The 17101-nt window shown below is 63.7% G+C and carries 19 protein-coding genes and 1 pseudogene; 9 read left to right on the plus strand and 11 right to left on the minus strand.

Annotated features, from left to right (window positions below):
* The first annotated feature begins 88 nt into the window (after nucleotides 1–88).
* Entirely contained in the window at nucleotides 89–274 is a 186-nt protein-coding gene (locus JQ592_RS17880) for a hypothetical protein (RefSeq protein ID WP_211404123.1), read from the plus strand.
* Here JQ592_RS17880 and JQ592_RS17885 read toward each other — a convergent pair.
* Nucleotides 267–476 (minus strand): DUF3606 domain-containing protein, encoded by a 210-nt coding sequence (locus tag JQ592_RS17885; protein WP_211404124.1) that lies wholly within the window; start codon nucleotides 474–476, stop codon nucleotides 267–269. The two genes, JQ592_RS17880 and JQ592_RS17885, sit on opposite strands and share 8 nt — an antisense overlap.
* A gap of 809 nt (nucleotides 477–1285) precedes the next feature.
* Here JQ592_RS17885 and JQ592_RS17890 point away from each other — a divergent pair.
* Nucleotides 1286–2572, plus strand: a complete 1287-nt coding sequence (locus tag JQ592_RS17890) for an NRAMP family divalent metal transporter (RefSeq protein ID WP_211404125.1) — start codon at nucleotides 1286–1288, stop codon at nucleotides 2570–2572.
* Between the two features lie 184 nt (nucleotides 2573–2756).
* Nucleotides 2757–3971: a mandelate racemase/muconate lactonizing enzyme family protein gene (locus tag JQ592_RS17895; protein ID WP_211404126.1), complete on the plus strand. Its 1215-nt coding sequence runs from the start codon at nucleotides 2757–2759 to the stop codon at nucleotides 3969–3971.
* A 6-nt stretch (nucleotides 3972–3977) separates the two neighbouring features.
* Here the strand turns inward: JQ592_RS17895 and JQ592_RS17900 are convergent, their stop codons facing one another.
* The 3 genes and pseudogenes from JQ592_RS17900 to rocF all read right to left on the minus strand — a co-directional run bounded on the left by JQ592_RS17900 (nucleotide 3978) and on the right by rocF (nucleotide 5445).
* Entirely contained in the window at nucleotides 3978–4262 is a 285-nt protein-coding gene (locus JQ592_RS17900) for a hypothetical protein (protein WP_130364392.1), read from the minus strand.
* 105 nt (nucleotides 4263–4367) lie between these two features.
* Nucleotides 4368–4457: pseudogene (locus JQ592_RS38280) on the minus strand (c-type cytochrome); the annotation flags it as partial.
* A 10-nt stretch (nucleotides 4458–4467) separates the two neighbouring features.
* Complete coding sequence (rocF, locus tag JQ592_RS17905; protein ID WP_211404127.1) at nucleotides 4468–5445, minus strand: arginase; 978 nt, start codon at nucleotides 5443–5445, stop codon at nucleotides 4468–4470.
* Between the two features lie 258 nt (nucleotides 5446–5703).
* On the opposite strand from rocF, the gene JQ592_RS17910 reads away from it, so the two are divergent.
* Nucleotides 5704–5964 (plus strand): hypothetical protein, encoded by a 261-nt coding sequence (locus tag JQ592_RS17910; protein WP_211404128.1) that lies wholly within the window; start codon nucleotides 5704–5706, stop codon nucleotides 5962–5964.
* A gap of 24 nt (nucleotides 5965–5988) precedes the next feature.
* Here the strand turns inward: JQ592_RS17910 and JQ592_RS17915 are convergent, their stop codons facing one another.
* Both JQ592_RS17915 and JQ592_RS17920 read right to left on the minus strand, forming a co-directional pair.
* Entirely contained in the window at nucleotides 5989–8730 is a 2742-nt protein-coding gene (locus JQ592_RS17915) for an EAL domain-containing protein (protein ID WP_211404129.1), read from the minus strand.
* A gap of 62 nt (nucleotides 8731–8792) precedes the next feature.
* Nucleotides 8793–10007, minus strand: coding sequence for a FecR family protein (locus tag JQ592_RS17920; protein ID WP_211404130.1), 1215 nt, complete (start codon nucleotides 10005–10007; stop codon nucleotides 8793–8795).
* 130 nt (nucleotides 10008–10137) lie between these two features.
* Between JQ592_RS17920 and JQ592_RS17925 the strand changes: the two genes are divergently transcribed.
* The 4 genes from JQ592_RS17925 (at nucleotide 10138) to JQ592_RS17940 (ending at nucleotide 13504) form a co-directional block, all read left to right on the plus strand.
* Nucleotides 10138–11934, plus strand: a complete 1797-nt coding sequence (locus JQ592_RS17925) for a ShlB/FhaC/HecB family hemolysin secretion/activation protein (protein ID WP_211404131.1) — start codon at nucleotides 10138–10140, stop codon at nucleotides 11932–11934.
* A gap of 151 nt (nucleotides 11935–12085) precedes the next feature.
* Nucleotides 12086–12916 (plus strand): alpha/beta fold hydrolase, encoded by an 831-nt coding sequence (locus tag JQ592_RS17930; RefSeq protein ID WP_211404132.1) that lies wholly within the window; start codon nucleotides 12086–12088, stop codon nucleotides 12914–12916.
* A gap of 77 nt (nucleotides 12917–12993) precedes the next feature.
* Nucleotides 12994–13149 (plus strand): hypothetical protein, encoded by a 156-nt coding sequence (locus tag JQ592_RS17935; RefSeq protein ID WP_211404133.1) that lies wholly within the window; start codon nucleotides 12994–12996, stop codon nucleotides 13147–13149.
* Between the two features lie 34 nt (nucleotides 13150–13183).
* Entirely contained in the window at nucleotides 13184–13504 is a 321-nt protein-coding gene (locus JQ592_RS17940) for a c-type cytochrome (protein WP_211404134.1), read from the plus strand.
* Between the two features lie 192 nt (nucleotides 13505–13696).
* Here the strand turns inward: JQ592_RS17940 and JQ592_RS17945 are convergent, their stop codons facing one another.
* The 3 genes from JQ592_RS17945 to JQ592_RS17955 all read right to left on the minus strand — a co-directional run bounded on the left by JQ592_RS17945 (nucleotide 13697) and on the right by JQ592_RS17955 (nucleotide 15205).
* The gene (locus JQ592_RS17945) at nucleotides 13697–14038 is read right to left on the minus strand and encodes a phasin (RefSeq protein ID WP_211404135.1); all 342 of its coding nucleotides are present in this window, start codon (nucleotides 14036–14038) and stop codon (nucleotides 13697–13699) included.
* Nucleotides 14039–14177: 139 nt separating this feature from the next.
* Complete coding sequence (locus tag JQ592_RS17950; RefSeq protein ID WP_007601490.1) at nucleotides 14178–14363, minus strand: hypothetical protein; 186 nt, start codon at nucleotides 14361–14363, stop codon at nucleotides 14178–14180.
* Nucleotides 14364–14740: 377 nt separating this feature from the next.
* Nucleotides 14741–15205 (minus strand): hypothetical protein, encoded by a 465-nt coding sequence (locus tag JQ592_RS17955; protein WP_211404136.1) that lies wholly within the window; start codon nucleotides 15203–15205, stop codon nucleotides 14741–14743.
* Nucleotides 15206–15400: 195 nt separating this feature from the next.
* Between JQ592_RS17955 and JQ592_RS17960 the strand changes: the two genes are divergently transcribed.
* Nucleotides 15401–15757: a hypothetical protein gene (locus tag JQ592_RS17960; protein WP_211404191.1), complete on the plus strand. Its 357-nt coding sequence runs from the start codon at nucleotides 15401–15403 to the stop codon at nucleotides 15755–15757.
* Nucleotides 15758–15803: 46 nt separating this feature from the next.
* Here JQ592_RS17960 and JQ592_RS17965 read toward each other — a convergent pair whose 3' ends face one another.
* Both JQ592_RS17965 and JQ592_RS17970 read right to left on the minus strand, forming a co-directional pair.
* Nucleotides 15804–16379, minus strand: coding sequence for a hypothetical protein (locus tag JQ592_RS17965; RefSeq protein ID WP_211404137.1), 576 nt, complete (start codon nucleotides 16377–16379; stop codon nucleotides 15804–15806).
* A 45-nt stretch (nucleotides 16380–16424) separates the two neighbouring features.
* Complete coding sequence (locus JQ592_RS17970) at nucleotides 16425–16958, minus strand: GcrA family cell cycle regulator (RefSeq protein WP_211404138.1); 534 nt, start codon at nucleotides 16956–16958, stop codon at nucleotides 16425–16427.
* Between the last annotated feature and the right edge of the window lie 143 nt (nucleotides 16959–17101).

A 17101-nucleotide genomic window follows, 5' to 3' on the forward strand; every position in this document is an offset into this window, starting at 1 on the left:
AGATTCGGCGAAACAAAATCTCTTCGCGCCAAGCTGAGACATGTCGCCCGCGAGGGGCGAGGATCGAAGCGCTTCGGAGAGACCGTCGATGTACTACGTCGCCGCCGCATTGCTGGGGCTGTCGGGACTGTTCTACTCCGCGGGCCACCACGAGCTCGGCCAGTTCGGCGCGAACGTGTGCAGCTATGGCCGCCCGTTCTGCGACAACCCCGTGGTCGTCTTCACCGGCGCGGCGCTGGCCGCCGCCTGGGGCATGTTCGTCAGCGTCAAGTAAAGGGCCGCGTCTCGGCGTCGCGCCCGTTGGTCACCCCCAGCTCCTTGCGAACGGCGGCGGCGGAATTGCCGACCTTGTCGACGGCCCTTTGCAGCTCCTCCTTCGACACGCCGAGCGCGTGGGTCCAGTACTTGACCTCGAAGGCCTCGTGCATGTTGATCTTGCTGCGGTCCGGCTGCGCGCGCTTCGTCAGGCTGTCCATGCGCTGATCCTCCTTGCCGCGGGAAAACGCGGCAACGGAGCTGCTGTTCCTGAGCGGGGCTGTCCGGCAGCCGTCGCCCTGCAGCAGCCGCTCCTTACACGCTCAGCCAGAGCATGGAGGCAAGCACCGCAGAGAACAGAAACAGCGAGATGATGGCGACTCTAAAAATCAGGTCGGCTGCCAAGTGCGTCCCCTTTTCACGTCCAACGTCCACGCCCGCACGGGCGCATGGTCGTGATCCCTGTCTTGACTCCCGGAAAGCCGGACTGAGGCATGACATCCTCGCAGCACGGCGTTGGGAGCGGGCCGCGAAGTGGCAGCGCAACGGGGCAGCCGTCGTTTGGTTCCTATTTCGGAAATGCAACCCGGGTAGGTTAACGGCGCAATGCGCGGCTCCGCGCCAGCCAACTTAACATTTGTTGTGAATTTGGACGCAGCCATCTCCCGGGAATGGATCGTCAACGTCGGCCAGCGCTCGACCGGTTAGGCCATCTGATCGTCGAACTGCGCGAGCGGCTTCGCCTAGTCGGCCGCGTCATCGACAACACCTTTGCCATACGGCTACCGATCGCTCAGGGCGCGAACCTTAAAGGGAGAGCGTGGCAAAGAGCGGTGGCCGGCGCCGCCTGACTGCTCTTGCGATGATGCACTTATACAGCTGTTTTGCCCGACGGGTCAAATCCGACTTCGCTTAATCGGAATCGTCCCGCCGACCGCTTTCTCCTGGTCCAGGAACCATTGTTCCGCCGCGGCATTTCTTCCGGACTTCCCCTTCGCAAGCCGCACGCCGGAAAGACCGAGACCCCTTCATGAACGACAGCGCCCTCGCCCCGACGAAATCCACGTCGACGCTGCTGAAAAGGCTGGGGCCGGGTCTCATCACCGGGGCGGCCGACGACGATCCTTCCGGCATCGCCACCTATTCGCAGGCCGGCGCGCAATTCGGTTACGGGCTGTTGTGGACGGTGTTTTTGACCACGCCGTTCATGATCGCCATTCAGCTCGTCAGCGCGCGGATCGGCCGGGTCACCGGCAAGGGGCTGGCCGCCAACGTGATGCGGGTCGCGCCGCGCTGGGCGGTGCTGGCGCTCGTCTTCATGCTCGTCGCCGCGAACACCTTCAACATCGCCGCCGACATCGCCGCGATGGCCGAGGCGCTCTCCCTCGTCATCGGCGGCCTCAACCACGAGCACGCCCTGATCTTCGCGGCCGGTTCGACCCTGCTCCAGGTGTTCGTGCCCTATCGCCGCTATTCACCGGTGCTGAAGTTTCTCACTTTGGCGCTGTTTGCCTATGTCGCCACCGCCTTCACCGTGAAGATCCCCTGGAGCACGGCGCTGCTCGCCGCGGTGTGGCCGGAGCCGAACGTCAGTGCCGGCTATTTCATGATGGTGGTGGCCGTGCTCGGCACCACCATCAGCCCCTATCTGTTCTTCTGGCAGGCCTCGCAGGAGGTCGAGGAGATGAACCAGGGCAAGCGCGACAGACCGCTTCGCGAACTGAAGCACGGCGGCAGTCCGGAGCTCGCGCGCATCAGGGCCGACACCATCGCCGGGATGCTGCTCTCCAATGGCATCGCCTTCTTCATCATCCTCACCACGGCGTCGGTGCTGCACGCCAACGGCGTCACCAACGTCAATTCGGCGACCGACGCCGCCGAGGCGCTGCGGCCGCTCGCCGGCGATTTCACCTTTGCCCTGTTCGCGCTCGGCATCATCGGCACGGGCCTGCTCGCGATCCCGGTGCTGGCGGGCTCGGCTGCTTACGGCGTTGCGGAGATTTTCCGCTGGCACGCCACGCTCGAGGCGAAGCCCGACGAGGCCATCGGCTTCTACACCATCATCGCGGCCGCGACTGCGATCGGCTTCGGGCTGGGATTCACCGGCATCGATTCCATACACATGCTGGTCTGGAGCGCCGTGCTCAACGGCATCGTCGCCGTGCCGATCATGGCGATGATGATGCTCATCGTCTCGAGCCGCACGATCATGGGCCGTTTCAGGGCCCGGTCGTGGCTGATCGCGCTGGGCTGGCTCGGCACCGCGCTGATGGCGCTGGCCGTTCTCGCGCTGCTCGCCTCGTCAGCGATCGGCTGACTAACCTTGCGACAGCGCCGCCATCTAGAGGCCTCCCCGCCGAGGTGGGGGCGTAAGGCGCCTCCCGGCGCGTTGCAGCGGGCTTCACGCCGGTCCGTTGTTGGCCTAACAGTTGCAACCAGGGCGCGGCCCTTTCGACCTCGCCACCACAAAAATAAAGCCCGACCGGGCAGCAGGGAGCAACATGACCAGATCGTCAAAAGCAACGAGCCTCGAAATCCTCGCCTGCGATGCCGGCTGGAGAAATTACCATTTCGTGAAGCTGACGACCGAGGATGGCATCGTTGGCTGGAGCGAGTTCGACGAGGGCTTTGGCTCGCCCGGGGTCGGCGCCGCGATCCAGCGCCTGTCCGCCCGCGTCATCGGGCAGAACGTCTTCCAGCACGAGCGCATTTACGCCGAGCTGTTTGCAGCCACCCGTCCTGCCGCGGGCGGCGTGGTGGCGCAGGCGCTCGGGGCGATCGAGAACGCGCTGCTCGATGCCAAGGCGAAGTGTCTCGGCGTGCCCTGCTACGAGCTGCTCGGCGGCAAGATCCGCGATCGTGTCCGGGTGTACTGGTCGCATTGCGCGACGTGGCGGATCAATCATCCCTCCTGGTACAAGCCGCCGATTGAGAGCCTCGATGGCGTCAAGGCGATGGGCCGCGAGGTGCGCGAGAAGAAGTTCACCGCGCTCAAGACCAACATCTTCTCCTACGATGATGGCAAGCCGACCGGATGGCGTCCCGGCTTCGGCTCACCCTTCGCACCCGAGATCAATGTCGACAGGAAAATCCTGCGCGACCTGCGCATGCACCTCGAAGCCATCCGCGAAGGCGCCGGCCCCGACGTCGACATCCTGCTCGATTGCAACTTCAACGCCAAGACCGAGGGCTACCTGAAGATCCTGCGTGCCATCGCGGACCTCGACATGTTCTGGATCGAGATTGACAGCTTCAATCCGCAAGCGCTCGGCTATATCCGCAGGCAAAGTCCGCATCCGATCTCGTCGTGCGAGACGCTGCTGGGTTTGCGTGAATTCCTGCCCTATTTGCACGAGCAGGCGATGGATGTCGCGATCATCGACACGCCCTGGAACGGCGTGTGGCAATCGATGAAGATCGCGACGGCGGCCGAAGCATTCGAAGTCAACGTCGCCCCGCACAATTTCTACGGCCATCTCTGCTCGATGATGAACGCGCATTTCTGCGCCGCCGTTCCGAACCTGCGCATCATGGAGATCGACATCGATCGTCTCTCCTGGGACCGCGAGCTCTTCACGCACGAGCCCGAGATCCAGAACGGCCATCTTCTCGTCCCGGACCGGCCCGGCTGGGGCACCGAGCCGAACGAGGAAGCATTGCGTGCCCATCCGCCCAGGACGAGCGGCGGGCTCCTCAACTACGGTCGCAAGAGCTGACGGGGATTACGGCGTCACCGGATTGACGGTCGGGGATGTCTTCGGCCCCGGCCGTGCCGGCTCGATCGGCGACTTTGGTTCGGTCGGAAGCACTGCAGCGCCTGCGGCGCGTGCAGCTTCCCCCGTCGTCGCGTACATCGCGACATGGGCCGGCTGAGTCTTGGCGCGGCTCCACGGTCCATGGTCGACGATCAGCATGGCTGCAATCGTCAAACCAGCCACGATCAGCGCGATCACGCCGGGATGACGGAGCGCCGTGGAGATGGAGTTCGCGAAACGATCAGTCGTCATCGAGGGATCCGCTATTTTCCTATCGCAGGTTAATTCGCTTGCGCCCCTCAGAGTTCCCCGCCCGACTAATGCAAGTTCCGCGCCAAACTTCGGAACTTGATCCGCTCACCGTTTCACATCCGGGCGAGCATCACCGACAAATCTGTCGCGGTTCGGCATCTTCACGACGGCCAGGGATTTCGCGTCGAGCGTCGCCGGCAGCAATTCACTCGCCCGGAGCGATCGCGTTGCTCGGCGTGGGCCGATCCGTGATCTGCTGACCGAACAGGCTGCCGATCAGCTCGACCGCAGTGCGCGCGGTCCGGCCACGTTCGTCGAGGAAGGGATTGAGCTCGACGATATCGACCGATACCACCACGCCGGAATCGTGCAGCAACTCCATGATCAGATGCGCCTCACGATAGGTCGCCCCGCCCGGCACTGTCGTGCCGACGCCCGGCGCTACGCAGGGGTCGAGGAAGTCGACGTCGAAGCTGACATGCAGCACGCCGTTGCACGCCTTGACGCGTTCGATGACGCGCCGGATCAGCACGGCGACACCGAATTCATCGATCTGACGCATGTCGACGACCCTGATCCGACGCGAACGCATCAGCTCCTTTTCGAGCTTGTCGATCGAGCGCGCGCCGAACAGGTCGAGTCTGTCAGGGTCGATCGACGCACGTGGGTCATCGCCGAGCAGGCCGTCGAGGCCCGGTTCGCCACACAGAAACGCCGCCGACATGCCGTGCATGTTCGCCGTGATCGTCGTCTCCGGCGTATTGTAGTCGGCATGCGCGTCCAGCCAGAGCACGAACAACTCCCGTCCGCGCTCCTGCCAGTGGCGCGCCATGGCATTGACCGAACCCATCGACAGCGTGTGATCTCCGCCGAGGAAGATCGGCAGCGCACCGGTTTTCGCGATATCATAGCCTCTGCGGCTCAGCAGGCGCGTCCAGCGCTGGATTTCGCGGTAGTGGTTGGCCTTTTCAGGCGGTTTATCGCTGAGATCCCCGACCTCGGCCACGGAGAGATCGCCGTAGTCGACGACTTCAAGATCCAGGCTCTCGAGCACTGTCGCAAGGCCCGCGGTGCGCAGCGCAGCGGGGCCCATCAGGGTGCCGCGCTGCGAAGCTCCCATGTCGATGGGAGCACCGAGCAAGGCGATGTGCCGGGCTCGATCCGTCATGGTCCGATCGGTCACGGCGATCTCCTGTGATCAGCAAGGCTGCCGTCAGCCTAACAGAGATTCGCATCCGTCGTTTCACGGGGATCGTCCGTCTCCCGGCCGGAACAAAACCCCGCGCGCCGAATTGCCAATCCAAGGCCGGTGCCCGCCGTCAATTACGGCGCCTGTCGCGGATAGCCAAAGGTCGTGAGACCCGCTGTTCAGAACGAGCGCTCGCGCGGATAGCCAAAGGTACCGGCCTCCATCGCTTCGTCGGGTTTGGAGGACGCAAGCTTGAGCACGGAGATACCGCAGCCCAATCCCCAGCCCGGCGTGGCTGAGCGCGCCATCGATGCCGCGACCGACGTATCCCGTACGATCGGCGAAGTCGCCGGAGGCCTGCATGCGGCCGTCGACCGCCTCACCCTGGCGATCGAAGAGGCGCGCAAGCCCGGCCGGCCGCTCGCGACCGTCGCCGCCATCACACGTGAAGCGCCTTTGGCCAGTCTCTTTGTGGCTTTCCTGTTCGGCGTGGCGGTGGCGCGCCGGCGTTAGCGAGCTTAACCGGATATGCGCCGACTAGGCGGCGCTGATCGCAACCTGTTCGGTCGCCAGGAACTGCCGATCAAATGCTTCCGCCGGCATTGGGCGGCCGAAGAAATACCCCTGTCCTTCCGCGCACCCCATGCTGACGAGGAAATCGGCCGTGGCCCGGTTCTCGATGCCTTCGGCAACGACCGTGAGCCCGAGTTGCTTGCTGAGGCCGATGGTCGAGCCGACGATCGCGGCGTCGTCGGAATCGCTGAGCAGATCGAGCACAAATGAGCGGTCGATCTTGAGCCCGTCGAGCGGAAACTTCTTCAGATAGCTCAGGCTCGCGTAACCGGTGCCGAAATCGTCGAACAGGACGCGGACGCCGAGCTCCTGGATCCGCTTGAACATGTCGAGCACGCGGCCTTCGTCATGCAGCAGGATATCTTCGGTGACCTCGAGCTCGAGCAGCGACGGCGTCAATCCCGTCGTCTCGAGCAGTGCCGCAACCGAATGCGCGAGATCGCCGGAGTCGAGCTGAGAGGGCGAAAGATTGATCGCAACGCGTACGCTGTTGCCGGACAATTCCCACGCACGCGCCTGCCGACAGGCGGTTTCCATCACCCAGTTCGCGATGCGCTCGGACAGCGCCGATGTATTGACCACCGGCATGAACTCGCCGGGCGAGACGTAGCCGCGCACGGGATGGCGCCAACGGATGAGAGCTTCGGCTCCGATCAGGCTGCCGTCGATCAGGCGGACCTGAGGCTGGTAGAACAGTTCGAACTCGCCGCGATCCGCGGCAAGCGCCAACTCGCTCTCCAGCGTCAGCCGGTTCTCCAACTCCTGCCTGATCGCACTCTCGAAGATCACATGGCTGCCGCGCCGCGTCGCCTTCGCGCGGCTCAGCGCCAGATGTCCGTTGCTCAGGAGGTCGTCCGCGGTGTGTCCACCGTCGGGATAGACGGCAACGCCGATGCTGATCCGAACGCGATGCTGTCGTGTGCCTGTTGCAAGCGGCGCTTCGAACGCGCGTGCGATCCGGCCGGCGAATTCTGCAATCGGCTCGCCGGCTTCCGCACAGTCGAGCGCGAGGGCGAATTCGTCACCACTGAGCCGGGCAATGATGACCTTGCCATCGACTTTGGTACGAAGTCGCTCGGCAACAGCCCGCAGCACGAGGTCGCCGGCCGAATGTCCGAGCATGTCGTTGATCTGCTGGAAGCCGTCGAGCCCGAGCACGAGCAGTGCGACGTCGGTAGACCGCCGTTCCGCCGCGGTGATCAGACCGGTGAGGCCCGCGTGCAGCATGTTGCGGTTGGCAAGACCCGTCAGCGCATCATGTTCGGCCAGATACCTGACCCGTTCGGCCTCGCGCTTGCGGACCGAGATGTCGCGCAGGATCGCGCCGTACTGGAAGCCGTCCGTTCCCTGCCAGCCGGAGAAGCTCGCCTCGACCGGGAAGGTCTCACCATTCTTGCGCCGGCCTTCGAACTCGACGACAACGGCCCCGCCGGGGACCAGCAGCGCCTGGCGGGCGGCATCGCTCATGGACGGCCTCGCGCCGCCGTCCGCCGGTACAGCACAAAGCGTTTCGAACGGGCGGCCGATAATCTCGGCCGGCATGTAGCCGAAGATCGCGCTCGCGCCGGGATTCCAGACCGTGATGCGGTGGTCCGCATCGGTGCAGACGAGACCGTCGCCGAGCGACATCGCAATGCGATGGAAGCGGCTCTCGGCGATGCGTCCCAGGAGACTACGGAAGTCGATCTCGTCCAGTGCGATCGCCGTCAGGTAAGCGATAATCGCGATGTGGAACAGCGACGTGTCGATGACGAGGGGCCATCTTGCCTGCACGAAGACTGCGGTGAGCTCGACAGCCGCCCCGGCTGCGATGAGGACTGCGACGCGCAATCCCGGCGCGAAGCGGCGCCATGAATACATCATCAGCAGGCCGATCGCACTCAGCCCCAGGATCATGCCGACGTCCGACGTCCAGCGCAGCATCCGGTTCTGGAGGATCGATTCCGTCGCCAGCGCCTGGAGGACCGGCCCCGAGACGATGCCGCCATTCGGAACGCTGAACCGGTCGCCGAGCTCGAGCGCCGTGGCGCCGATGATGATCTTCTTGTCTCTCAGCTTGTCGAGAGTTGCAGCATCGCCGCGGATCACGTCGACATAGGAGACGCGCGGAATGGAGGCCGCCTGAATACTGAAGTCGATCAGGAAAGGCGGCCGCCGGTTGGCGTCCTGCCCTGCCAGCACGACGGCCATGGACGGCATCAAGGCGTCGCCGAATTTCTCACCAAACGGATAACGACGAACCAGTCCGTCGGATTCGACCGCGACATTGACGAGGGCCGGCCACGACTGGTTGCTGAACGGCTTGAGTGGGCGATTGAGGTGAACCGCGCCACCATTTGCCGTCGGTTGCCTGAAGGACGGCAGGATCGTCGAGCCGCCGACGTCCCGGAGCGCCTTGACGAAGGCCTCGTCGGAGACCGGATCCGACGGCGTGCTGAAATCGACGTCGAAGGCGACGTCCTGCGCACCCGCCGCCTCGAGCCTGTGCAACAGTTCGGCGTGGAGCCGGCGCGGCCAGGGCCACACCCCGATCTGGTCGATCGAGGGCGTGTCGATGGCGACCACGACGACATTGCCGCTGGCCGCACGCGATTGCCAGGCGAACCGTACATCGGTGAGCGCATTACGAAGCGCACCGTGCCACCCCGTGGACAGCACAACCGCCAGCGCGATCACGACAAGGATATGCGGCCGATAACGTTTCACTTTGCTCCCCTGCACCGGCGGTGCTTGCCGCCGAGTGCTCCCCCTATGCCGACTGTACGGTTCTAATGATGGCCTCTGCCCCAGTACCAGCCGTAATGGTGGCCGTTGTGGCCATTTCCGTTGTTGCCATTGTTGCCGGTGCCGCCGCTTCCGTTGCCGGTCGCACCGGTCCCACTGCTTCCGGTTCCGGAAGTTCCGGTGGACACATCGCTGCTCGACCCGGCGGTGGTCGCAACAGTCGTCGTCGCACCCGACGACGTCGAGGCGGCGCTGGCCGTTGATGCGCTGCTGCTCGCGACGACCGCTGTCACGGTGGAGCTGTTGGAGGCTGTGGTGGTGGTGTTCGTCGAGCTTTCGCTCCACACCGTAGCTGTGCTGATACCGGTGCTGGCGTTCGCATTGCGCACGCGCCCCGTTGCCACCGCGCCATGGGCGAGGCCATTCGTGACCTTGTGGACATTCAGCTTGACCTCGCCGAGCGAGCTCGAGATGCGCACGACGCCGGTCTTCGGTGCCTGACCTCCGCCCGCCTGATGCGATTGCATCGACGTGCCGGCTGCCTTGGTCCCCTTGTCGATCGGACCGAGCGCATGGATGGCATGACCATTCGCCGCGTTGCGCAGCGCCGACAATCCCGATTTTGGGACTGGAATTCGCTCGATCGTCGAGGCGCGCGGCTTGCCATGCTCGATCGGATTGAAGGTGCCGGTGCCGCTCAGGCTGAGGCCGGGCTTACCATGCTCGAAGGCGGTGGCCGCTTGTCCCGGCATGACTTGCGCGATCTGTCCGGTCTTGAAGTCGGAAACCTCGACCTGGCCGCGCAGCACGCCGACCTTGGTGCTGCCCGCCCCGACCGTGACGCTGAACTGCGTTCCCTTGACCACGGCGGCGAGATAGGGCGTCTCGACCTCGAAATGCTTGACGTTGCGCTTCTCGACTTCGAGCAGGATCGAACCCGCCTGCTGGATGATGGTGGTCGAAAGCCCGTCCTTCTTCTCGGCAGGCAAGCCGACAACGGAATTGGGCGAGATCAGGATCGTCTCCTCACCGCGGACGAGCAGCACCCGGCCATTGCGTCCGGTGCGAATGGTATTGCCGGGCTTGAGGGTCTCTTCCTGGTTCAGTGAGACCTGTTGCGCACCATCGGTCGCGACCCAGACCTCGCCGGTGGCCTTGCTGACCGACCAGACGCCATCGTCCGCGGCGAACGCGCCGGAAGCCGTTGCCAGGGTCAGTGCCGCCATGATGGCGCACCGCATTCCAATTCTGCCGAGCATGACGATCCTCAGTCCCCGTGACAGCCGGACCTGAGGCGTATCCGAAATCACTCAAGAGAGGATTAGCAGGAAGAGGTCAGTGGAGTTGCCGCATTAACCAATCATTGACCATAAAAACCTATGAAAAATCATGCGGCTAACGATCCCTTACCGCCCCGTGGCAACCGCTCCGTTAAACTACGGAGACAGGTTTGTTGCGTGCGCTGAGAAGCGGCATCTCATTGCCGCATTGGCGTTGCTGGTACCGATTTTTGCGGGAGTGCCGCAAGGATTCGCACAACAGGCGAACCAGCCGGGTTTTGATCCTCGCCAGCCCGAGAAATACTTTGAAAACCAAACCGAGCGGGAAACTCTGAACCGTCCCCCGGTCAAGCTCCCGACCATCGGCCAAACCAACACCGGCGGCGACACCAAGCCCCAATTCGTCCTGCGCGACATCAGCGTCACCGGTGCTCATGCCGTCCCTCGCGATCGTATCATCGCGGTCTATCGACCCTATCTCGGCAAGAAGGTCTCACAGGCGGATCTCGCCGCGATCGCCGGCGCGATCGGCGACCTCTACCGCGCCGATGGTTTCCATCTGAGCAGGGCCATCGTGCCGCCGCAAGACATTGCCGATGGGCGCGTCCGGATTCAGGTGATCGAAGGCGCCATCGTGCAGGCCGAGCTGAAGGGCGACGGCGCCGGGCAGTTCGGCGTGAGGCCGATGCTCGAACCGGTTCTGGCCGAGCAACCGTCGCGGCTGGCAACGCTCGAACGCCAGCTCTTCCTCATCAACGGCAGACCGGGCGTCCGGATCACCGATACCGCGCTGGAGGAGGTCGGTGGCGCGACCGGCCGCTTCCGCCTCACCGTCCATCTGAAGACCTGGCACGTCTTCACATCGTTCGGTCTGGACAATCTGGGCTCGTCCTCCGTCGGTCCGTGGCAGACCTACGCGACGGGCGCATTCAACTCCTACCTCACGCCCGGCGATACGCTGGCGGTCAACCTGTCGACCATCGCCAACGACCCGCGCGAGCTCGGCTTCGCCCGGCTGTCCTATGACGCGCCCGTTGGCGTCGACGGTGTGCGGCTCGGCGCGTCCGTCCTGTACAGTGCGGTCCGGCCGGGCGACGCCCGCCGCCTCGACAGCGACATCACCACGACCGAAGCTTTCGAGGTGCGGGCAAGCACGGTGCCCTTCATGTCGCAATCCTCAGCACTGACGCTCACCCTGGCCGGGACCTTCAGCAACGTGTCGGAGCATGACCTGTACGGCCCCTGGTACAACGACCACATCAGGACCGCGAGCCTGACCGCCGACTACCGGCTCCAGGATCGCTTCGGCGGCACCAACTTCGCGACGCTGACCTACCGCCAGGGCCTCGACGTCTTCGGTGCCTCACATTTCGACGACGATTTGTTGTCGCGAGACGGCGCCTCGTCGAACTTCTCGGTGCTGAACCTCTGGTTCACGCGCTACCAGACGCTCAACGACGCCTGGTCGCTCAAGCTCTCGGCGGCAAGCCAGACGGCATCGCGGCCACTGTTCACCTCGCAGCAATTCTACCTCGGCGGCGCGGCCTTCGGCCGGGGCTATGGCGCAGCCGAGATCAGCGGCGACAACGGTCTTGCCGGCTCGCTCGAGCTGCGCTTCGACCAGAAGCTCAATTTCCGCTACTGGAGCGGCTATCAGCTCTACGCCTTCGGCGACGCCGGCGCAGTCTGGAACGACGGTTACCGGCTGAGCGATGGCCTGTCGCTGACGTCAGCCGGAGCCGGCGTGCGCTTCTTCCTGTGGGACGACGTCCAGGCCGATTTCGGCGTGGCCGTCCCCTTGAGCTACCGGGCGCCGGACAATGAACGCCGCAGCCCGCGCTTTCTATTCACGCTGTCGAGCGCGTTTCGGCTCTGCCCCGAACGTAACAGGGGCGGCTGCCTGTAGCTCGTTTGCTTCGCGTAGCGGACCCGGCATGCGGCCGTTTTGCGGTCTTGCGCACAGACTTGCCTAAATTTAATCCCTTAACCTGCTCACGATCGCTCGATCGGGGGGCTTCCAATGACCATTTTCGGCCGAAAGTGATTGAGACGGAATCATGAAGAGGGTGTTTGCCATCCTGGCGTTTTTTTGCCTCCTCGGGGTCGGCGAATATTTCATCGTCAGCCGGTTCGCGATCCGCCACGAGACTTTGACCCTGTTCGACGCCTCGCGCCAGCGGCCGATCTCGGTCGAGATCGCGGTGCGACGCGATTACGAGACCAAGGCCAATCTCGGTCTCTGGAAGTTGCCGCTTGCCATCATCAGCAACGGCAATACCGTCATGGCCACCGAGTATTCCTTCCTCGCCAACGTGCTCGCGGCGCGCGGCTATCTCGTTGCCAGCATCCAGCAGGACCTGCCGAGCGACCCGCCGCTGATGACCCATGTCGGTCAGCAATATGTCGGCCGGCGTGAAGTCTACATCCGCTGCGAGGCGAATATCCTCTTCACCCTGGGCGAACTGAAGCGGCGGCAGGAGAACGCGGACTACGACCACATCACCCTCGTTGGACATTCCAACGGCGGCGACGTCTCGATGTATGTCGCCCATCAGCACCCGGAGCTGGTGTCGAAAGTCATCACGCTCGATAATCTGCGAGTGCCTTTCGTCCTCAGCGACAACATGAAGATCCTGTCGTTCCGCTCGAAGGATCCGCATTTCCTGGCCGATCCGGGCGTGCTGCCGACACCGGAGGAGGCCAAGGCGCGCGGCATCGACATCGTCCACACCGGTGCACAGCACACCGAGATGAGCGACCGCGGCCCCGACGCGGTCAAGGAGAAGATCCAGGCGACGCTCGACCGCTTCCTGCGCGACAGCGCCAGCAGCGCACTCGCCCCGGCCGATACGAAAAGCCCGATGATCATGAACCCCGGCGACTATTAGCCGGAAGCGCCCTTGCGGCAGATCAAGGCAACTCCGGGCCGGCAGGCTAGAAAGGCCATGTAGCGTCGGAGAGACACGTGTCGCACTATACCGAAAGTCTTGAAGGCCTCGGCCTGCCCGCGACGAGAACGCCGTCATTCGCGCGGCATCTCTATCGAGCGACCCGCAGGCTGCTGCGGTCGATCATCGCCCGCATCGATCTCTCGCAATTTCCGGGATCGTGCTGCGGATGAGCACGGCCGCAGGCGAACGCATGAAGGTTGCCCTATGCACCAGCATTTGAGACGAATTTGCCTGCTGCTCGTCGTGACCTCGAGCTTAGGCACGTCCTCTGCTCTGGCCGCCGATGCCGGTCACGGTGCCGACCTCGCCAAGCGCTGGTGCGCAAGCTGCCATGTCGTGGCCAATGGCCAGGCGGCAGCCAGCGCCGACGTCCCCTCCTTTGCATCCGTTGCGCGGCGGCCGGAGTTCAGTTCGGAGAAGCTCGCTTTCTTCCTGCTCGACCCGCATCCGAAGATGCCGAACTTTCCCTTGAGCCGCAGCGAAGCTGGCGACATCGCGGCATACATCGGATCACTACGTCCTTAGAGGCAGGCCGACCGCGACACCTGCCATAAATGCAAATCCCTGCCGGAGGACCGACAGGGATCAGCAGAAAGGATGATGGACGGCGAATGAAAGATCATTCGGTGGCCCATCATGGACCTGCGCCAACATCGAAATGCGGATCTTCATGCGGCGCAAGATCAATTTGTAGGCAGCTGGCACACAGACCAGGTATCAGGATTTGCCCTTGCCCGACTGCATGAGACTGCCGGTCATCTGGCGCATGTGATCTCCGGCGCTGGTGAACTGGCTGCGCAGGAAATCCGACTGGATCCGCATCGCTTCCTGCAGGTCGGTGGCATGCACGAGCTTGCGTGCATGCTCGAATGCCGATTTCATATTCTGCTCGGTGAAAGCGAGCGCCTGCTTCGACACCTCCGTCCCGGCTCCCGGAACGGACGTCATCGATTTCGTGGCGGCATCGAAAAACATTCCGAATGCTTTTTCCGCCTGGTCAATTGTCTTCTCGGCCAGGTCGCGCAGTTCGGCCGGAACTTCGAGCTTCGGTTCGATCATGGTCGCACTCCTCCCTTTTTCTTGACTGTTACCACACTTGCCTGACCACCTTCCAGCAGCGAACGCCGGGGCAAACACCCCCGAGAGGCCGGCTTGGGCAGGAAAGGGAGGGAAAAAGGCGCGAGACGCGCGGTCCGGCTCACGACAGGGGGTGTTCGGGAAGGGCTTCTTCGGTGGCGAGGTCTTCAACGAGTTTGATCACCTCGAAACGCTGTCGAGGCGCGAGCTTCAGGAAAGCGCGGAGCAGGCGCAGGCTTTCGACTGTGCCGCTCGCAGGCGCGCCGAGCTTGAGGTGCAATTCAGCCGCGAAGTTGAGGTTCTTCATCTCGCACCTATGACAAGCATCGGCCTTCCTGAACTGAGATCGGGTCCACGCGAGAGCCGAACACCACGACCGGACGCCATGGAGGGCACAACTCTCGGCCGGAGCCCCCGGCAGGTTAGCACGCCCGACGACACATCCGGACTCAACCGAGAAGGTTGCAATTATGCCAAGGAACAACCCGTCCGGCAAGCGCAACCACCGACTTGGCGATGCTTCGTCTGCATCGCTCCACCGCAATTCCGGATAACAGGAATATGAGCCGTCGTCACCCACCTGCGTCAAGAAGCTGCATTAATCAGGCACGCAGCACCGATCGCTGTCAACTCGCACTGCATTTCGCCTTGTTTCAGGTGTGAATGGGCATTGGCGGAGGCGGTCTAGCGCTTCTTCAGCGTATACACGTAATTGTTGAGTCCCACCTCGGCGGTTGTATCGTCGACGAAATGAACGTCGATCTCACAGCCGGTTTCCAGGGTCTTGATTGACGTGCCGGCAAAGCCGAGCGAGACGGCAAGCGCCTTCGGATCGGCCTTCTTGTCGACGCGCTGCATCTCGTCGAATGCGCCCTGGAAGATCATGTCGGGGCCATAATCGGCCACCTTGTACTGCGGCTTGGCACAGACAAAGGGCCGCGGCCCCGAGATCTCCTTCGCCTTCAGGACGACTGCCTTGCCCATCAGCCGCTCCCGCTCGGCGCCGTCGGGCTTGCGCAGCGAATCGGCCCACGGCGCGACCGCGGCGGCCGTGAATGTCCAGGTGCCGATGTAAAAGGGATCTGCGGCCGCAGCAGTGCCCGCGGCGCCGACACAGACGAGAAGGCAAACAGTTCCGGCGAGTTTCATCCAACCTATCCCCTTGAGCCTTCGGCTTCGACTCCCCTCTTCGCATCAAGGTTCATCACGCCCGGCGAGATCTCCGCCCGTGAACCGTTGTTCAAGATCGAGCGACCAAGCGTTTGCGAAACGGCCACGCAGATCACGGGCGCCATGGCTGATGAACTGATCGATTCGGGCGCGCCTCAGCACAAGGACGACGGCATGCTTTCTCGCTGCGATCTCATCAAGGGCGCCGCGGTCGCGCTTCTCACCCTCTCGATACAAGGCGCATGGGCGCAGGAGGCCAGGATGAACCTGTTCAAGATCGTCACCATCAAGGACGAAATCGTCGTCGGATTGTCGACGGAGGAGCTGCAGGCGCTCGGCGGCAATGATGCGAGCGCCGTTGCACATGCGCTGGCACAGAAGGGCGACCTCACTGTCTGGCAATACAACGTGCATCGCGGCCCGAACGGTGAATTGCAGCAGGCGCCGACCGCCATGATCGGACTGCTCGCCAACGCCTCGCTCCGCGTCGAGCCCTACACCACGCCCTACCCGATTGTACCTCATCCGTAAGCGGCAGGCCGGCACGCCGGCGGCCGAGACCGCCGGCGTGCCGCAATCATCGGGGCCGGTCCGCACGCCGTGTCCCCGTCTCCGTTGCAAAGCCGTAGATCAGCGCCAGCCGATCCAGGCATTCGCGAAACCGCCGCGCAAAATAATCGTTCCAGCGCTGCGTACGGACGGCACGACGCTGCCCGATCTGATCCATGGTCAGACCCAGCACCAGCACGTCGTGCACCAGCGCGGCGCCGTCGGTGCCAAGTTCGTGCTCAACCCGGTTCAACCGCAGCACCGCCTGACGCTGGCTCTCGGTGACAGGCTCGCGCGTGCCGGCCCCATCGACATATTCGCGGGTCGTATCCACCGCCTGAGGGCCTCGCTCCGCCCGCTCCCAGTCGTTCTGGAAGGCGCGCCCACCGCGATATTGCGCTTCGTCGATCTGGTGGTGCGCGTGCAGCCGGCCGAGCGGATCGCTGCGGACCGACCGGATGGCCAGGATCTTCTCGCCGGAATCGAGCGCGAGCGGATTGTCGACCTCCACCTCCGCCACCTCGGCATTGAACGGCACCTCCCGCGACCGCCGGTCGTAGATCTGCGCCAATTTGTAGGATTTGTTGCGTCGGGCACGTGCCACTCGGATGCTCCTTGCAAGACTGACGATTGAACGGACGGCGCAGCTTCAGGCGGGGGAGACCAGCCTCAGCGCGACAGGAGCTGTGATGCGGGCGGACGCAGCTCCGCAACGGCGCGTCAGGCGCGCATGCGGTGCGCAATAGCTGGAGTCCGGCTGGCGCGGATGGCCGCAGAAGGTGATTTCCTCCCCGTCCTTGTCGCCGCCGTAGGGATAGCGGCAGTCGGCCGTCTCGAGTTCGACCAGCTCGATCAGGCGCGGCTGGACGCCGACGCAGCGGAGCTTGACCCGCGCAGCTGGCTTCATTGCGGACTTCGGCGGCAGGTTCAGGTTCGGCAATGCCGCCCGGCGCGGCGAAAGCAGACCAGTCTCGCCCGGCAAAACCGGCGCGATCGACGGGCTCGTCATCCATTCCGGTACGACAAGCCCGAGCCGCTTGGCGCGGCCGACCACCGCGTTGCGCGTGTAAGCCGTTCCAAACCTTGCGTTAATCTGCCTTCCGATCTCCGCATAAGACATTCCCTTGAGAAAATAGTCGCGAAGCGCGTCGGAGTGTTCCGACGGCCAATGGCCCGGTTCCATGATGCTGTCCTGTAATGCGCCTCCTCCGACCGCATGATCCGGAGGCGGGACGCACATTCCGGTATTCCGAAACGAGTGTCAAGCGAAAATTCTGATATTCATAATTGCATCAATTCCGAATTTCGGATTACAAGAGACGACAC

The organism is Bradyrhizobium iriomotense, from assembly GCF_018129405.1.
Lineage (GTDB): Bacteria > Pseudomonadota > Alphaproteobacteria > Rhizobiales > Xanthobacteraceae > Bradyrhizobium > Bradyrhizobium iriomotense_B.

Bases quoted from the DNA above. Each gene is read 5' to 3' on its own strand.
- JQ592_RS17930 (WP_211404132.1), top strand. From the start codon at position 12,086: ATGAAGAGGGTGTTTGCCATCCTGGCGTTTTTTTGCCTCCTCGGGGTC.
- JQ592_RS17925 (WP_211404131.1), top strand. From the start codon at position 10,138: ATGCGGCTAACGATCCCTTACCGCCCCGTGGCAACCGCTCCGTTAAAC.
- JQ592_RS17895 (WP_211404126.1), top strand. From the start codon at position 2,757: ATGACCAGATCGTCAAAAGCAACGAGCCTCGAAATCCTCGCCTGCGAT.
- JQ592_RS17945 (WP_211404135.1), bottom strand. From the start codon at position 14,038: ATGATCGAACCGAAGCTCGAAGTTCCGGCCGAACTGCGCGACCTGGCC.
- JQ592_RS17940 (WP_211404134.1), top strand. From the start codon at position 13,184: ATGCACCAGCATTTGAGACGAATTTGCCTGCTGCTCGTCGTGACCTCG.
- JQ592_RS17885 (WP_211404124.1), bottom strand. From the start codon at position 476: ATGGACAGCCTGACGAAGCGCGCGCAGCCGGACCGCAGCAAGATCAAC.
- JQ592_RS17900 (WP_130364392.1), bottom strand. From the start codon at position 4,262: ATGACGACTGATCGTTTCGCGAACTCCATCTCCACGGCGCTCCGTCAT.
- JQ592_RS17955 (WP_211404136.1), bottom strand. From the start codon at position 15,205: ATGAAACTCGCCGGAACTGTTTGCCTTCTCGTCTGTGTCGGCGCCGCG.
- JQ592_RS17950 (WP_007601490.1), bottom strand. From the start codon at position 14,363: ATGAAGAACCTCAACTTCGCGGCTGAATTGCACCTCAAGCTCGGCGCG.
- JQ592_RS17890 (WP_211404125.1), top strand. From the start codon at position 1,286: ATGAACGACAGCGCCCTCGCCCCGACGAAATCCACGTCGACGCTGCTG.
- JQ592_RS17880 (WP_211404123.1), top strand. From the start codon at position 89: ATGTACTACGTCGCCGCCGCATTGCTGGGGCTGTCGGGACTGTTCTAC.
- JQ592_RS17970 (WP_211404138.1), bottom strand. From the start codon at position 16,958: ATGGAACCGGGCCATTGGCCGTCGGAACACTCCGACGCGCTTCGCGAC.
- JQ592_RS17920 (WP_211404130.1), bottom strand. From the start codon at position 10,007: ATGCTCGGCAGAATTGGAATGCGGTGCGCCATCATGGCGGCACTGACC.
- JQ592_RS17960 (WP_211404191.1), top strand. From the start codon at position 15,401: ATGCTTTCTCGCTGCGATCTCATCAAGGGCGCCGCGGTCGCGCTTCTC.